Here is a 17150-nt window from a genome sequence, read left to right as displayed (position 1 = left end):
TGATGGTTTTTAAATACCTGCTTTTTTGGTTTGGCTAAACTGTTTACCTATTTTTAAACAATGCCAGGTATTTTGCTTTGTTATCAACCATAAAAATTAATTGTATGCCATTTGTCTCTATTACCCGATTGAAAGTAAAATCAATTTTGTATTTAATACCCTTTATGCGGGCAAATGAGGCGTCGGTAAAACAACTACAAATTACATCTGGCTTTTTAAGTGGTAAGGAGTTGGTAGACAAGGGCCTTACATTTTGGACACTGACTATTTGGGAAGATGGGGATAAAATGAAAACATTCAGAAACTCGGTTGCCCACCGGAATGCCATGCAAAATCTACCTTATTGGTGTTGCGAGGCATCCTATTTTCATTGGACAGAGGAAAGTGGAGTTTTGCCAGACTGGTCAACTGCTTCAGCAAGATTGATAGAGGAGGGAAAAATAACCAAGGTGCGTAAACCAACCTCAAACCAACTTAGTAATAGCTTCCCCCCGATAAAATGGAAAAAAATGGAAAGGGTTTTTAGCTCAGAAAAGTAGCTCTGTTCAAATTGCATTGTGCTATTGTGACGCTACAATTATTTGGCATAATAGCTGAGTAACCGTTTTTACACAATCACCTATTTTTTTGTGCTTTAGTGATTGGCTTGCTTACCAGAAATACCTGCCTATAACCTCATATCATAATCTTTAAAATTAGTACGAACATAGTCGTATAATTTTGAAGACACTTACACACTAACTATGAAGCAGATAAAATTATTGATTGCCATACTATGTATACATTTTTGTTTATCAGGTATTGCCCAGGATAATACGGCCATTAATTATGGCAATAATGACAAAGCCGGCAACTATATTCACCTAAATGGCATAGATATGTACTATGAAATATATGGTACGGGAAAGCCCTTGATTTTTTTACATGGCAACGGAGGATCGATAAGAAGTTCTCGGGCAAAGATTGACTATTTTAAACAGTTTTTTACCGTGATTGCCATTGATAGCAGGGGTCATGGAAAATCAATTGATTCCATCACCAAAGAATTGACTTATGTGCAAATGGCCAATGATATTAAAGTGTTGTTGGACTCTTTACATATAGACAGTGCATTTGTTTCGGGACAAAGTGATGGAGGTATTTTAGGGCTTTTGCTCGCCATCAATTATCCCAACAAAATAGCTAAGCTGGCTACTTTTGGTGCAAATATGTTTCCGGGGAAAAAAGCCATTTTTGATGAGATTGATCATCTGGTTTTAGACACCTTAAAAACCACAAAAAATTTTACTACAAAAAGACTATATTCATTATTGGCATATCAACCAAATATTACGGTGCAGGATTTACAAAAAATAAAATGCCCTGTATTAATTATGTCGGGCGACAGAGATGTGATTAGGCTTGAACATTCCATTCAAATATTTAATAACATAGTGAACTCTAATTTTTTTGTAATGCCGGGGGCAACTCATTTTGGATCTTATGAAAAGCCGGTATTGTTTGATTTGGTTTTATTAGACTTTTTAAATCAGCCTTTTTCAAAGGTATCCACGGTTGATTTATTCACGGGTAAACAATAAGGGGCAACCCAATGGAAATTACCTGCTTTTATCAGCCATATTTAACAACAATAATCCACAACAAATGCAAGCAGCCGTAACCATCTACAATGAACAATTAACAACAAATCACCAGGAAATTTGCAACCTGCTGGCCACCACTATTGATACAGTATTAACTGATGCTGAAAATAAAATCTGGCACTCTCATCCTGTTTGGTTTTTAGATGGTAACCCAATAGTTGGTTATAGTAAACAAAAAGCTGGCATTCGGCTAATGTTTTGGAGTGGAGCTGACTTTGAAGAAGCCGGCTTACCTGTTAGAGGAGAAAAATTTAAGGACGCATCTATTTTCTATAACGATGTTACCGAAATTGATACCGGGCTATTAACATGCTGGCTAAAAAAATCCAGAGAAATTCAATGGGATTATAAAAACATTGTAAAACGTAAAGGCAAACTGGAACGATTAAAATAAGTAACTATTCGCATGGTTTGTATGCTTATGAAACTTCATGCTTTAATTAAAGTTGAGTAAAGTTATACACGTACAAGTGTGCGACGCAAGTAAAGCCGCCAACAGTGCTATTGCGGGTTACAAAATCATCCCTTAAACAATAACGGGTAATATTTGCTGCACCATTTAAAACAAGGCTTTAGTTGTACATTAGCCGCAACAGCGCATTAGCATGAACAGCGAAGCAGAAATTAGTAAAGGTTACCGGGTAATAGAACAATGGCTAGAAACACAGGGGCTGGCGCCTTTTGCTTTTCAGCAGGCAGTATGGCAACATATTGCACAGGGCCATAGCGGGCTGGTAAATGCCCCTACAGGCTGCGGTAAAACCTACTCGGTTTTTTTGGGGGCGCTAATACAATTTATCAACCAATACCCTGATTCGTACACCAGCCAAAAAAACAACGGACTTCAGCTACTATGGGTAACACCTTTGCGGGCATTGGCTAAAGATATTGGCCGTGCCATGGAAACAGCCATTGCCCAACTGGGTTTGCAATGGAAAGTAGGCATACGCAATGGCGATACTACTACCGGGGAAAGGCAAAAGCAAAAAAATCATATGCCGGAGGTTTTGATTATTACCCCCGAAAGCCTGCACCTGCTGCTGGCACAAAAACAATACCCCCAAACATTTGCTACCCTACGCATTATTGCCGTAGATGAATGGCACGAACTGCTGGGTAGTAAACGCGGCGTTCAAACTGAGCTGGCTATTTCGCGTATTGTAGGCTGCCTGGTAGAACAGAATGGTGGCGCCTTAGATAATGTACTTAGTCTTTGGGGTATTAGCGCCACAATAGGTAACCTGCAACAGGCCATGGATGTATTGCTATACCCCGTTAAAGCCTATACTACACCAGTAATTGTAAAAGCCAACCTGCATAAACAAACAGAAGTATTTTCCATTATTCCTGCCGAGATAGAAAAATACCCATGGGCCGGGCATTTGGGCATTAGAATGGCTGCAGAAATTGTACCCATAATTGAGCAGAGTACCACCACGCTGGTGTTCATAAATACCCGGGGCATGAGTGAAACATGGTATCAAACCCTGTTACAAGTAGCTCCTCAACTGGCGGGTGCCATAGCTTTGCATCATGGCAGTATTGAACAGGAATTACGCTTATGGGTAGAAGATGCACTGCATACGGAAAAACTAAAAGCAGTTATTTGTACAGCCAGTCTGGACCTGGGCGTTGATTTTAGGCCGGTAAATACGGTAATACAGGTAGGCTCTCCCAAGGGCGTTTCGCGGTTTTTACAAAGGGCTGGGCGCAGTGGCCACCGGCCGGGAGACATTAGCACTATTTATTTTTTGCCCACCCATGCCCTTGAACTGGTGGAAGCAGCCGCCTTAAAACAAGCCATTGTACAGGGCGAAATTGAAAGCAGGGACCCGATGCTTTTGTGTTACGATGTACTGATACAATACCTTTGCACACTGGCCGTTGGTGGCGGTTTTAAACCTGATACCATTTTAGCAGAAATACAAAATACCCATTGCTATGCCGATATTAACCGGGCAGACTGGGAGGAAGTGCTCTTACACATAACCAGTGGCGGCCGGGCCTTACAACAATATGACGAGTATAAAAAAGTAGAGGTGGAAAATGGACTTTACTTTATACGCAGCCGGCGCATTGCCATGCGGCACCGCATGCATATTGGCACCATAGTAAGCGATGCCATGCTAAAGGTAAAATTTATGACCGGCGGCTATATTGGGGTAATTGAAGAATACTTTATCAGCCGGTTGGAACCGGGTGATGTATTTACACTGGCTGGGCGCAATGTAGAACTGGTGGCGATTAAAGACATGACGGTTTTTGTAAAAAAATCGAACGCAAAAAAATCGCAGGTGCCCAGCTGGATGGGAGGCCGCATGAGCCTTACTGCCAACCTTGGCCGCGTTTTACGACAAACCTTTGATGCTATTGCCGATAATAACCTGCAGGAACCCGAACTGAAAAGTCTGCAACCCTTATTTGATTTGCAGCGGCAATTATCGCATATACCCAAACACGATGAACTGCTGATTGAGCAAATTGCAGATAAAGATGGCTACCACCTGATGGTATATCCCTTTGAAGGCAGACAGGTACACGAAGCCATGAGTGCGCTTATGGCACAACGCATTAGCCGAATTATACCCATCACCTTTTCAATTGCCATGAACGACTATGGTTTTGAGCTCCTGAGCGATAAACCAATACCCGTAGATGATACCAATGCAAGCGAATTATTTACCACCGATAACCTGCTGGCTGACATTCAAAAAAGTGTAAACTCGGTAGAAATGGCTTCGCGCAAATTCAGGGATATTGCGGTGATTGGCGGATTGATTTTTCAGGGTTTTCCCGGTGAGCAAAAAAAAGCCAGGCACTTGCAATCATCGGCCTCATTGCTGTTTAAGGTGTTTAGTGAGTATGATGCCAATAATATTTTATTAAGACAGGCTTATCAGGAAGTATTTGACCAGCAAATGGAAGAAGTACGTTTGCGCAATGCCTTACAGCGTATACAGCAAAGCCGCATTATTATTCGTTTTCCGCAGCAATTAACGCCGCTCTCCTTCCCTATTATTGCCGATGGGTTAAACAGAAATAATTTATCCTCAGAAAAACTGGAGGATCGAATAAAACGCATGCAGGAAGATTTAGCAAAAGGAAAATAGCAGTAATTATGGACCCGGCAAAACTAGTATTGGCGGCTTTACTTGCGTCGCACACTTTTGGGTTCGGTTCTATGTGCAACAGTCTTGCTGCATAGCATTGTTGCCGTACAAGAGTGCGACGCAAGCATGCCCCATCTCTGTTACCAAAGATGGGGACATACCAGTTTTAGTTATAGTGCTACATGCTTTGTTTTAAATCTCCAGGAATATTATTGCTGTTTACCAACCTTACCAAACGGGCGGTATTAGAATCGGGGCTAATAGGTTGTATTTGCAACTGATCCAGATCTTCGAACTTAGAATTATTGCTGATAAACTCGGGCAAAATATCTTTCATAGCTTTAACGCACTCCCACTCGTTGCCTTTGCGGGCAATTGTTACCAGGTCGGTAATAGCTTCATTGATGATTTCGTAATCGGTGCTTTGCACACGGGCAAGCATTATTTTTGGGTGATAAGTAGGCAGATTGGTTTCATCTTCGCTTAACACTTCTTCGTATAATTTTTCGCCTGGGCGCAATCCGGTATAAGTAATTTTTACATCTACATCGGGCTTTAAACCGGCAAGGGTAATCATATTGCGGGCCAAATCGGCAATGCGGATAGATTTACCCATATCGAATACAAATATTTCGCCACCCTTGCCCATTACAGCAGCTTCCAATACCAGTTGGCAGGCTTCATGAATGGTCATAAAAAAGCGGGTAATATCTGGATGTGTTACAGTTAATGGACCACCTCTTTCCAGCTGGGCTTTAAAATGTGGTATTACGCTGCCATTAGAAGCCAGCACATTACCAAAACGGGTGGTAATAAACAGGGTTTTCTTAAACCGGGAAGCCTGCAGATTGGCTGGCTGAATAGATTGCTCATACAAACCCTGAATATACATTTCGGCCAGACGTTTGGATGCACCCATAACATTGGTGGGGTTAACCGCCTTATCAGTTGAAACCATCACAAAACGCTCTACGCCATGCTGTACTGATAGGTCGGCCATCATTTTAGTACCCAGCACATTGTTCAATATGGCTTCATGCGGATGATCTTCCATCATGGGCACATGCTTATAGGCAGCGGCATGAAAAACCACATCGGGCGTATAATCCCTAAACAGGTTCTTCATCCTTTTCGCATCGGTAATACTGGAAATAAATAGTTTATAGTTAAGGCCCTTAAATTTCTCTTCCAACTCCAGTCCAATGCTATGCAGGGGTGATTCTGCCACATCGCACAGCACAATAATTTCAGGGTGGAAAGAAGCAACCTGGCGTACAATTTCGCTGCCAATAGAGCCTGCGGCACCGGTAATAAGTACTCTTTTACCTTTAAGAGAAGCACTTATTTGTACGTTATTTATTTTAATAGGCTCCCTTTCCAGCAGATCTTCAATATTTATTTTCTTTAAGCGGCGTAAGGTTAATTCGCCATCCGGCTGGTGCCGCATGGAAGGCATTACCGAAACCTGCAAACCATGACCGATAAAAAGAGCAGCTACTTCGTTGCGGCGTTCTATACTTATATCATCTACGGCAATAATGGCATTCTTTACTCCGTATTTTGAAATCACTTTTTCAATCTGGCTGGTGGCAACAATGGGAATACCAGCTACCCGCTTACCTTTAATGTTTGGCCTGTCATCTATTAATGCTACTACTTTCCATTTAGACTGGGTATTGGGCAATAAAAGGCGCATAGCTGCCTGGCCAATATTGCCTGAGCCATAAATAACAACAGGATCTGTATTGATTTTCATGGCAGTTTTAAACAGGTTTTTTATAAACACCCTGCTGCCACCCATCATAAAAAAGGAGATAAAAAAGTTAATGATAATTACCACATTAGGTAATGTATGCAGTTTCATTTGCTTGCCAAAAAGCAGATTTACAGCCAACAAGGACCCATTAGCCAATAATGCTACCAGAAAAATTTTAAATACGCTTTGGTAAGTGGCATGGCGAATAATTTCCTTATAGGATTTGATAAGAAAAAAACTAATGGTGTAAAATGCCAGTGTTATAGCAACACCCCGTGTAAACTGTGCAGAAGATAACGCGTCTGTTTTTAGTTTGTAATACAATAAAAAAGAAAGAATAATGGAAAACATACTAAGGAAAAAATCCATTAGTACTACTACCCACCGTGGGGTATAACCAAGTTTTAGGATGGTAGACCAGCTCATTCGATTAGGATATTAGGGTTATGGTAATTAGTAATGTGTTGGATTTCATTTGTACACAATACTAAATATTTAAGGCTGAAAGTTACAACATTAAAACGAATATAAAGATTATTTAATGTCATTTTAAAAAAAAATCCTTGCGGCTTTTGGTGTTTTTATTGCTTTACAACATTAACAACCAAAAACCATGCAAAACTATTTTCTCCATTGTTTAGCATAAACGAAGGGGCCTGATTTTTATTTTTGACGATAGGATAAAATTACCTGGATTTTATTGCTTTAGGCTTTTACACTGGCATAAACCCCTATTATTAGGGCTATAGCCTGGCATCAACTAATGAACGGTCGAGACATGATTTGGTGTCATAAACCACCGATTTTGGACTTAGGTGCTTTTTAAAATCAATGGTCAGGAATTCTGTATGTGCCACTGCAAGAATAATTGCATCGTAAACTACAAGTTCATCCATTGCAGGTAAAACCTCAATACCATATTGTGATGATACGATAGCAGGATCTACCCATGGATCGTACACATCAACCGCTAGGCCAAACTGCAACAATTCACTATAAATATCCACCACACGGGTGTTACGTACATCAGGGCAGTTTTCTTTAAAAGTAATTCCCAAAATCAGTGCCCTGGCTCCTTTTATTAAAATGTCTTTGCCAATCATCAGTTTTACTACCTTATTGGCCACAAACATGCCCATATTATCGTTCACTTTACGGCCCGAAAGAATTACCTCGGGGTGGTAGCCCAACAATATAGATTTATGGGTAAGATAATAGGGATCTACACCTATACAATGGCCACCCACTAAACCAGGCTTATATTTTAAGAAATTCCACTTGGTGGCAGCGGCATCCAGAACATCCTGGGTGTCTATTCCCATACGGTCAAAGATGAGGGCCAATTCATTTACAAATGAAATATTTACATCTCTTTGGGCATTTTCAATGGCTTTGGAAGCTTCGGCTACTTTTATACTAGAAGCCAAATGTGTACCTGCCGTTATAATGGAAGCATATAATTCGTTTACCCTTACTGCAATAGCAGGTGTTGAACCTGAGGTAACTTTTTTAATGGTAGTAAGCTTATTAATTTTGTCGCCTGGGTTAATACGTTCCGGCGAATACCCCGCAAAAAAATCGGCATTAAATACCAGTCCTGATGTTTTCTCCAACACAGGCACACAGTCTTCTTCGGTGCATCCCGGGTAAACGGTTGATTCATATATTACCAAATCGCCTTTTTTAAGCACTTTACCAATCATGGCACTGGCATGCAAGAGCGGTTCCAGATCGGGGGCCTTAAATTTATTTACCGGTGTTGGTACTGTTACAATAAATACGGTGCAATCTGCCAGTGCATCTACCTCATGAGAGAAGGATAAGCCAATGTATTGATCAGCTGGCTTTTTTATAATGGAACTAAGTTCTTCTATATCTGCTTCCAGTGTTGCATCATGGCCGCTTTCTAATTCCTGCACCCTTTTTTTGTTGATATCAAACCCAAGTACAGGATATTTTTTTGCAAATGCAATGGCCAGTGGCAAGCCCACATAACCCAGGCCGATAATGGCAATTTTGATATTGGTAGTCATAATTGGATAGCTGACCTGCAGCTGGTTTTTTCAAGTATGAAGATACGATATATGAATATACTACAAGTTTACTTACCAGTTGCCTTGCCTACATTGATTAAGGATTACAAAACCATTTTTAACGGGAGGCACAACAAGACAAATGAATTGGCTGGTAGCATTAAATGCCAATATAGATTTGATTAGAAATCATTATTATAATTAAACAACCGGGTAGTTATGCCAATATTAATAAATGCATCTTTAGTAGCGATTCCCGGAGCTGTATGTTTGCGGTACACCATATCTGCCTGCAGACAAAGCCTGTTACGTGGGTTAAGTAAATAACCTACGGATAGCTGATTAAAAAAATAAGTATGTCTGTTACCCTGCAAGGTTTTGCTACCCAGCAATGGTACATTGTCCTCCCCTCCCCAAAGGTCTTCCCCATTATTATACAGCAAGCCGGGGTTTTCGCCCCTGATGGTTAACAGGTTTTGCAAATACCCATACCAACGGTTATTGTGGTATTGCAGCATCGAAATAAATTCATGAAAATTGGCATTAAACGGATTTGCCAGTGATTGATTATTATGGGTATAGTTGAGGCCAATTTTATTTGAGCGGTAATCATACATATAAGGCCTTACTGCATTCCATTCAAGGCGATAACTTAAATTTTTTACCTGTAAAAAATTACTGTTAAACATTCCCAGCTGAATACCATATTTATTGTTGAGGTGTTGGGTATTGTTTTTAAACGACTCGGCAATATTTATATCATCTAACCCTAGTTGGGCATAGCAGTAACTATTCTGCAAAAGCCTGTATTTAAATGTAAGTCCTAAAAAAGCATTATCCGGTGAACCAATTTCAAACTCCAGCGGACGTAAAAAAATCAATGGGTTCAGATACTGAAAATCCACTCCACGATGCACATTGGTATCTTTGGCATACCAAATTACATTATCAAACATACCAATTTGAAGACGCTTACTTATATTAATTCCCAGATAATGCATTACACTGTATTTGCCCTGTGTAGCACCATCAATTTGAAAGCGTGGGTTTTGGTAACGGTTATATAATACATTATAGGTAACTTTCCAAAGCCTTGCCTGCAGCCGTATATAGGGGTTATCGCTGGCATTATCACTTAACAATAAACTTCTATAGCCATCGCCAATAAAGTTTTTGCCATAACCGGAAGATAGTACCACATGTTTGCCGGCCAGATAGGTTAGATTTCCATTAAACCGGCCTACCGAGTATATGCCATTTGCACCAGGTGTTGCCTTACCCATACCTGGAATATATAAACCATTACCCGCAATATTATTGTTAACATATAACGGCAAACGCATACTGTTGTAGGCATAAGAAATATTATACGAAAGCTTATCCTCATAAATACCTTGTACGCGGATACCCACAGCCATTTTGTACAAAGGTTTATTATAATCATTTTCTATACCGGCATTCGCTAATACGTAGGGGTCTACAGATAATTTAGTTTTGGAACCATTTAATTGCAACCAGTTATTATTTGTAATCTGGCGCAGCCAGCTATTACCTGTTGTATGGCTAATGTCAAAAACACTATCTGTGATATCTGTTTTAAGGTGTTGCAGGTAGGGTTTTACTTCCAGCCAGTTAATACTTCTAAAACCCGAAAAAAGATTGGTATCGGCACGCATTTCCAGTTCATTCAGCCTGCTTTGCACCAACATATCCAGCGGAATTTGCTGTGCATTGGCCTTACAAACAAATGCTGTCAATAACCATATCAACCAAATTTTTTGCTTCATTTATTTATACAAGGTTCAATTTGTTATTAAAAATGTTTTGAGCCCGGCTTAACATCTTTTGGCAACTGCTCTTGCGTCGCACTCTTGTGCGTTCTGTTCCTCTATCAACAAAAAATATGATTATTTCCCTACTGTATGTATTGGCTGTTTAAAGCTGCTATACATACTGCCGTACAAGTGTGCGACGCAAGGAACGATTCATATATATTTTTTGCCTGGCCCCAAAAAATATATTCCAAATGCAACGATATTATTTGCCACTAATACTCATAACTTATTTTATGAAATGACATGCGAATACCAATATAAAAAATACGATCCTGATAATTGAAAGCATTACTCTTTTCGTTTCTAAAAGTAAACCCTGTTTCCAGCCGCATATTGGTAGCCGGGTTTAATAAATACGCTAATCTGGCTTCGGCATACAAAATATGTGCGGCCAACCCATCGCCGATACTAACATTGCTGGTGGTGCTATGTGTTTGCAATGGTTTAAACACATCGTGCCCAAAGTTGGCGGTTTTAGATGAGTCGGCCCCATACTTTGCCACAAAACCACTAAGCCTGAACTGCCATTGCTTATAACTGTACTGCAACAAACCAAATACTTCCCGGAAATTAGCCCCCAGCGGGTGTGCCAGCGGCTGGTTATCGTGTGCGTAGTTAATAAATAAACTGGTGGTGGCATACATATAAGGACTAGCCTGATTATACTCAAGCAGTCCATTTAAATGAGGCAATTTAAAAATATTATTACTGCGTATACCGGCCTGAAACCCATAACGGCGTTCCCAACTGCCCTTGGCACCCATATGATCTAGCACCAATTGCCCATACAATTTTGTTTGCCTGCTAAGCTGATAACTGATGGTACCGCCTGCCATTATATTATTATGCAAACCCGAAGGGGCAGTTGCGCCGTGCACAAACATAATTGGGCTTGCCAGCCAGGGTGTAATATCGATGTTGCGGGAAGAATCCTGGTTGGGCCATATCACTGTTTCGAAAATACCAAGCGACAATTTGGAAGTAGCTTTCCAATCGAGCACAAAGGTTTGTGACCATTTTCTAAAAAAGCCCTGCTTGTTATTGTAATTGGAGTTGCGGTCGCAAATATATTCTGACCACATGGCATTGTATTGCAGTTTACCTGCAGTGAATGTGGTTTTAAAATAGGGATAACTAAAACCCGCATCGCCCAATATTAATGAACGGTAACCATCGCCTATAAAGTGCTTGCCGTAGCCCAAATCAAAAGCCAGGTGTTTGCCGGGTGTATAAATGAGGCGTGAGGTGGTATAACTAAAGTCGAAGCCTTTGCCATCGCCAAAGTTTCTAAAACCACCCTGGCCGGGCACCACTTTATTTTTGCGGATAAAGCTATCTATATAGCCACCAAAGCGGCCCTGATTTTCATAAAAAGCGGTTTCGAAATAAAAATTATGGCCTACAGTACCGCTTACTTCGTACCCCCTTGTGTTCATGGTGGGGGTTTCTACATAACGTTTGCTTTTACCAATGTACATATCAAATATTACATCGGCTTTTATTTGGTAGGCGGGTTGCTTTATATCCAGTAAATGTTCATTAAAAAACTTACGCTTAAACCAACTTATATTTTTATTTAACTGAACACTGCTATCACTATATATAACGGGTTTCCAAATAGTGTGTGGTATGGTTGAATCTCCGTATACTACTTCAGCTTCGTTAAAAGCATTGCTGATTTGAAGGGTGGTGTTTACTTCTTGTGCCTGGCTGTTAAGTACCAATGTAAAAAAAACCAGCAATAGTAGAAGAGTATAATGGCGATAAAATTGTACAGGTTTTTTTGTGATCATAGATAATTAATGCAGATTTTGCCCATGCAAATTAAGGTATAAATACGGTGCAAGTTATTATGGATCGTTTAGTGATAGGCGCTTATCAAAAATAACAGGTGAAAAAACAATTTGCACCTTCTTTACAGCTGCCCATTGAACTACACGTACAAGAGTGCGACGCAAGAGCAGCTTAATTTATATTGATTGCCGGGCTAATAATAAATCACCAATTGAGGAAAAAAGAAAAGCTAAAAAGCATTCTCATCCCGTTTAAGCAGGTTGATGATGGTTCTAAATACAATGCGTAAATCCAGCATAAGGCTCCAGTTTTCCATATACCACAAGTCGTACTCAACCCTTGCTACCATTAGTTCTTTTGTTTCTGTTTCTCCGCGGCAACCATTTACCTGCGCCCAGCCGGTAATACCGGGTTTTGAGAAATGGCGTATCATATATTCATCAATTATGGCGCTATATTCACGGGTATGTTGCAGCATATGGGGGCGGGGGCCAACAAGGCTCATGTTACCCAATAACACATTGAAGAATTGGGGAAATTCATCGATGCTGGTTCGGCGAATAAAACGCCCTATTGGTGTAACCCGATCATCATTTTTGGAAGCCTGTATTTGATCTGCATGTTTATTTTCATACATGCTTCTAAACTTATAGCACCAAAAAGATACATTGTCTTTACCAGACCTTAATTGCTTGAAAAATACCGGCCCTTTTGATTGAAATTTTATAATAATACCTAATAAGGGGGTTAACCAGGATAAAATACAAATCACCACTACGCTGCTGATAACTATATCAAATATGCGCTTTTTAACCCTGTTGCGATAGTGTTGCAAAGGCTCGGCCCTTAGGCTTAATACAGGCATATTTTTTATATAGCCAGTATGGTGCAATGTGGCAGTAAGCTTTTTACCCGGCTGTGGAACAAATTTTACCCGAACAAAATGACTTGAAGCCTTTTCAATAATATGCTTATTACTTGCCCACAAATCATCGGGCAAAATGGTGGAATAAATTTCTCTTACATTGTTTTGAACCGCAAAAGGAATCATATTTTTTATAGGACTTACAATATCCCCTTCATCGTTTACGGTAAAGTTGGTACCCTCATCAAAAAAGCCCTCAAAGGAGTAAAAGCTTTTATGCTCCCTGAAATAATGTGCCAATTCTTTTGCTCTTTCGTTATAGCCTACTATGGCAATTTTCTTTTTAAAATTGATAGTTGTACTAATGAAATCTATCATATAGGTGAGCATTAATCGGCTAATGGTAAATGCAAAGCCTAATATGCCATACTCGAGCAAAATGGTTTTAAGCGAACTTTGATAAGGGAAATAGAATAATATAACTGCGGTAATAACTATAAAGTGCAGCAATAAGGCTTTAATGGTGCTTCTATATATTTCTTCCAATGGGTTGGAATGAGATGGGCGGTATAACCTGAATAAGGAGGCACATATTAACCAGCTAACATTAAAAATTAGAATATTGGCGGCAGTTAAATAGTGAAAAACAGGAAACCCGGCATCAAAAGCAATTAAGCCGCCAGCAAAATAAGAGAGGTTGAACAACAAAAAGTCTGTTGATAACAAAAGAACCCTAAAAAAATATGACGGACCTGAACCCATGGTGTTTGGTAAGTTTCTGCTGTATTAACAAAGTTAATAATTGTAAATTTATTGCAAAAAATCCAACTAATACAGTTTCAGTCAATTCTATTTGTGTTAGTTTTTAATGGTTAACCATTTCATAAAAGAATGGCATGGTAAATGCCAATGTTTATCTTTAATTAAAAAACACCACATAATCGTTTAATATATTAACCCATGAATAGTGCACAATTGCCCTACAGCTTTATTAAAAAAAATAACGGCATCATTTTACTACAGGCAATAGCTATCTGCATTTTAGCTTTTTACATGAACAATGCAGCTGCCAAGCCATTTACTACAGACACTGTGCCACCTAGTTTTTATCGTGGCGCTGATTTATCCTTCTCCCCCATGCTGGAAGATGAACAACAAGTTTTCTACGATGGCGATAAACCTATGTCTACCCTGGATATTTTTAAAAGCAATGGCTGTAATTTGGTAAGGCTAAGACTTTGGCATACGCCTAATGGCAAAAACAGCAGTGTACAGGAAGTACTTGCTTATGCCAAAAGGGTAAAAGCAGCAGGCATGTCGATACTTCTTGATTTTCATTATGCCGATAACTGGGCAGATATTATGAAACAACCCATCCCCAAAGCATGGGCTCAACTAAACAAAAAAGATATGCAGGATAGCCTGTACAAATATACTTACCATACCATCGCCCTGTTTATAGCTAATGGCGTTGTGCCCGATATTGTACAAATTGGGAATGAAGTAAATGGGGGCATATTATGGGGGGCTGGCAATGTAAGCGATTCCTCAGAAAATAACTGGCCTTATTTTACCACGTTACTAAAAACAGGCATTAAAGCCGTTAAAGATGCCGATAAAAAAAATCGGATTAAAATATTAATACAGTATGCCAATTTAAAAGGTGCAGACAGGTTTTTTAAGCGAATGAGTACCTATAAGGTTAACTATAATATAATGGGCATTTCCTTTTACCCATTTGCGCCAACCAACGATATGGATCAGCTGCAAAAAACACTTAGTTCCCTTACGCAGAAATACAAAAAAAATGTGCTTATTACCGAAACGGTGTATCCTTTTACCCTTGCATCTAACAGCCAGGCAAAGCTATCGCTAGGTGAAAACGCCAAGTTGGTAAAAAATATGGACGCTACACCCGAAGGACAAAAAAACTATTTGCTTGAACTTAGAAAAAGGCTAAAGGCAATACCCAATCACAGGGGAATAGGTTTTTGTTATTGGGCGCCCGATTGGGTAGCTTATAAGGGAGATAAAAAAGCACCTTATCAATCGCCATGGGTAAACCTTACCCTTTTTGATTTTGATCATAAAGCCCTGCCGGCTTTAAAGGCGTTTAACCAGTATGCCAACTAATGCGTGCCGGTGCTTTTTCTTGTAAACATTTTTTGTAATAGTGCTTTGCCAAGCAGCCACATAAAAACCGTATTTGTGGTGGCATAACGTTTAAACAAACGCCTCGGCTCTTGGCACAAACGATATAACCATTCCAGGCTGCTTTTTTGTACCCATACCGGTGCTCTTTTTTGCATACCCACCATAACGGGTAATGCCCCTCCAATTCCCAGCATTACCGCATGTATGCGCCCACGCATGGAATGCATCCATTTTTCCTGCTTGGGACAGCCCAATACTACAAATACTATTTGTGCACCTGACTGATTAATGGCAGCAATATCCTGTTCAGTTTCTTCGGTAGTTAATGGCCTAAACGGAGGCGATATCATGCCACCCACCTGCAATTGCGGGTATATTGTATCAATATATGCTTTTGTACGTTCCAGCATTTGCGATGACCCGCCATAGAAAAAAACAGGTAGATTTTTACTAATGGCTTCTTCTATCACGGCGGGTAACACATCCATACCTGCTACCCTATCTTGCTTAATACCATATAACCATTTAATAGATTTTGCCAATGGCATACCATCCGGTGTAACCATATCTGCACTGTTTACAATATCCGCAAAGGCCGCATCGTTATGGGCTTCTACCAACATATGTACATTGGCAATACATACATACGCTGATTGCTTTTTTGTAGCCAGAATTATAATTTCATCTATCACCTGTTTAAAGCTGGCAATACTTATTTGTAAACTTATCAGTTGTTTCTTCATCATTACGTGTAACTATTATGGTTGTTACATGCCAAATAATATTATCTGTTTTTCTGAGCCAGACTATAGCACTTCTATTGTGCACCGCTTGCGTCGCACCCTTGTACTTTCTGCACTTAACCAGGCACTTTGTTATTAGCTCATGGGTATTCTGCCGTACAAGTGTGCGACGCAAGTAAAGTCGCACCTTGTTATATAGCCGGGTAAATAACTATGCATTTTTTTCCCAAAAACCGGTAAGCCATTTCGCCGTTATTTGTACACCTTCATCCAAAGAATATGTTGATGGGCCCAGTACATCAAATGTTTTTTGCATTGGCGCAGGGTTATCTGATGCCATACTTTTATACCTTGACAAAGTAATAGGAAAACCCACCCCAATTTTTTGCAAACCCGAGCCAAACAAAGCCAGCATATACACCATGGCAGATGGCACCACCCTGGCTTTTTTACCAGTAATAGCCAATGAAAATTTATTTGCCCAATCAAACAATAACAATGGTGCATCGCCCACATAAAATACCTGCCGGCTTACGGCTGGTTCATTTCGCTTTTGCACCAGGGCAATCATTTGAAAACAGATATTACTTACAAAGCCATAAGACCGTGTAACTTTCTTGGTACCGGGGTGAAAATATTTTCCATCGCGAAGTACTTTCCAAAACTCATGCGGGTAGCGTAAATGCCAGGGGCCCCAAATATTGGTAGGTCTGATAATAACCCAGTTAAAGGTATATGCTGCAGAGCGCAATATATTTTCAGAAACAATTTTTGATTCGCCATACACCGTATGCGGCGCATAATCTGTATCAGATACCGGAAGCCCTTCACCCTGATGTACAAATTGAGTAGAGGTATGCATTAAAAACGATACCTGGTATTGTTGAACCATATTAAAAATATGGGTTGAGCCCTGGGTATTAACTATATAATCGGCCATTACCAGTTTAGGATCGCAATCGGTTAATGCTGCCAGGTGTATTACTACATCAGGCATATAAGTGGCGAACACTTTGTTTAAAGCAGCCAAATCCATAATATCTGTATTACTCCAAATCTCATTTGGCAGTAATGGTATTTTGGGAGCGGCAATATCAACAATTATAACGGTGTATTCGGCAGATGCCTTAGCCTGCCTGAATGCCTCTACCAGATTAGTGCCTATAAAACCATTACCACCGGTAATTAATATTTTCTCATTCATCCTGTAAAATTAA

Annotated in this window: 12 protein-coding genes; 5 read left to right on the top strand and 7 right to left on the bottom strand. The window is 39.9% G+C overall.

The features are described from left to right. Positions 1-104 precede the first annotated feature (104 nt). The 4 genes from GD597_RS05625 to GD597_RS05610 all read left to right on the top strand — a co-directional run bounded on the left by GD597_RS05625 (position 105) and on the right by GD597_RS05610 (position 4753). Positions 105-539, top strand: a complete 435-nt coding sequence (locus GD597_RS05625; protein ID WP_171606836.1) for a DUF3291 domain-containing protein — start codon at positions 105-107, stop codon at positions 537-539. Between the two features lie 204 nt (positions 540-743). Beyond that, positions 744-1580: an alpha/beta fold hydrolase gene (locus GD597_RS05620; protein WP_171606835.1), complete on the top strand. Its 837-nt coding sequence runs from the start codon at positions 744-746 to the stop codon at positions 1578-1580. 64 nt (positions 1581-1644) lie between these two features. Beyond that, positions 1645-2037, top strand: coding sequence for a DUF1801 domain-containing protein (locus GD597_RS05615; RefSeq protein WP_171606834.1), 393 nt, complete (start codon positions 1645-1647; stop codon positions 2035-2037). Positions 2038-2248: 211 nt separating this feature from the next. Beyond that, positions 2249-4753 (top strand): ligase-associated DNA damage response DEXH box helicase, encoded by a 2505-nt coding sequence (locus GD597_RS05610; RefSeq protein WP_171606833.1) that lies wholly within the window; start codon positions 2249-2251, stop codon positions 4751-4753. Positions 4754-4931: 178 nt separating this feature from the next. On the opposite strand, the gene GD597_RS05605 is transcribed toward GD597_RS05610, so the two are convergent. The 5 genes from GD597_RS05605 to GD597_RS05585 form a co-directional block, all read right to left on the bottom strand. After that, complete coding sequence (locus GD597_RS05605) at positions 4932-6935, bottom strand: polysaccharide biosynthesis protein (RefSeq protein WP_171606832.1); 2004 nt, start codon at positions 6933-6935, stop codon at positions 4932-4934. A gap of 317 nt (positions 6936-7252) precedes the next feature. Then, positions 7253-8542: a nucleotide sugar dehydrogenase gene (locus tag GD597_RS05600; protein WP_171606831.1), complete on the bottom strand. Its 1290-nt coding sequence runs from the start codon at positions 8540-8542 to the stop codon at positions 7253-7255. A 182-nt stretch (positions 8543-8724) separates the two neighbouring features. After that, a complete protein-coding gene (locus tag GD597_RS05595) occupies positions 8725-10329 on the bottom strand; it encodes a hypothetical protein (RefSeq protein ID WP_171606830.1) in 1605 nt (534 codons plus the stop codon). A 260-nt stretch (positions 10330-10589) separates the two neighbouring features. Next, positions 10590-12170 (bottom strand): hypothetical protein, encoded by a 1581-nt coding sequence (locus tag GD597_RS05590; RefSeq protein ID WP_171606829.1) that lies wholly within the window; start codon positions 12168-12170, stop codon positions 10590-10592. Between the two features lie 230 nt (positions 12171-12400). Continuing rightward, positions 12401-13744, bottom strand: a complete 1344-nt coding sequence (locus GD597_RS05585) for an undecaprenyl-phosphate glucose phosphotransferase (protein ID WP_171606828.1) — start codon at positions 13742-13744, stop codon at positions 12401-12403. A 252-nt stretch (positions 13745-13996) separates the two neighbouring features. Here GD597_RS05585 and GD597_RS05580 point away from each other — a divergent pair, with 252 nt between their 5' ends. Further along, on the top strand, positions 13997-15169 hold the full coding sequence (locus tag GD597_RS05580; protein WP_171606827.1) for a glycoside hydrolase family 53 protein: 1173 nt from the start codon (positions 13997-13999) through the stop codon (positions 15167-15169). Here GD597_RS05580 and GD597_RS05575 read toward each other — a convergent pair. Both GD597_RS05575 and GD597_RS05570 read right to left on the bottom strand, forming a co-directional pair. Then, positions 15166-15936, bottom strand: coding sequence for a WecB/TagA/CpsF family glycosyltransferase (locus tag GD597_RS05575; protein ID WP_171606826.1), 771 nt, complete (start codon positions 15934-15936; stop codon positions 15166-15168). The genes GD597_RS05580 and GD597_RS05575 overlap by 4 nt on opposite strands. Before the next feature lie 208 nt (positions 15937-16144). Beyond that, entirely contained in the window at positions 16145-17137 is a 993-nt protein-coding gene (locus GD597_RS05570; protein ID WP_171606825.1) for an NAD-dependent epimerase/dehydratase family protein, read from the bottom strand. Positions 17138-17150 lie beyond the last annotated feature (13 nt).

The sequence above is a fragment of the Limnovirga soli genome, assembly GCF_013106755.1.
GTDB lineage: Bacteria > Bacteroidota > Bacteroidia > Chitinophagales > Chitinophagaceae > Limnovirga > Limnovirga soli.
Note: the sequence above shows the minus strand (reverse complement) of the source record. Positions and strands in the feature narration are given on the sequence as shown.

Coding starts and splice junctions, on each gene's coding strand:
- GD597_RS05625 (WP_171606836.1), top strand. CDS start 105: ATGCCATTTGTCTCTATTACCCGATTGAAAGTAAAATCAATTTTGTAT.
- GD597_RS05620 (WP_171606835.1), top strand. CDS start 744: ATGAAGCAGATAAAATTATTGATTGCCATACTATGTATACATTTTTGT.
- GD597_RS05615 (WP_171606834.1), top strand. CDS start 1,645: ATGCAAGCAGCCGTAACCATCTACAATGAACAATTAACAACAAATCAC.
- GD597_RS05610 (WP_171606833.1), top strand. CDS start 2,249: ATGAACAGCGAAGCAGAAATTAGTAAAGGTTACCGGGTAATAGAACAA.
- GD597_RS05605 (WP_171606832.1), bottom strand. CDS start 6,935: ATGAGCTGGTCTACCATCCTAAAACTTGGTTATACCCCACGGTGGGTA.
- GD597_RS05600 (WP_171606831.1), bottom strand. CDS start 8,542: ATGACTACCAATATCAAAATTGCCATTATCGGCCTGGGTTATGTGGGC.
- GD597_RS05595 (WP_171606830.1), bottom strand. CDS start 10,329: ATGAAGCAAAAAATTTGGTTGATATGGTTATTGACAGCATTTGTTTGT.
- GD597_RS05590 (WP_171606829.1), bottom strand. CDS start 12,170: ATGATCACAAAAAAACCTGTACAATTTTATCGCCATTATACTCTTCTA.
- GD597_RS05580 (WP_171606827.1), top strand. CDS start 13,997: ATGAATAGTGCACAATTGCCCTACAGCTTTATTAAAAAAAATAACGGC.
- GD597_RS05575 (WP_171606826.1), bottom strand. CDS start 15,936: ATGATGAAGAAACAACTGATAAGTTTACAAATAAGTATTGCCAGCTTT.
- GD597_RS05570 (WP_171606825.1), bottom strand. CDS start 17,137: ATGAATGAGAAAATATTAATTACCGGTGGTAATGGTTTTATAGGCACT.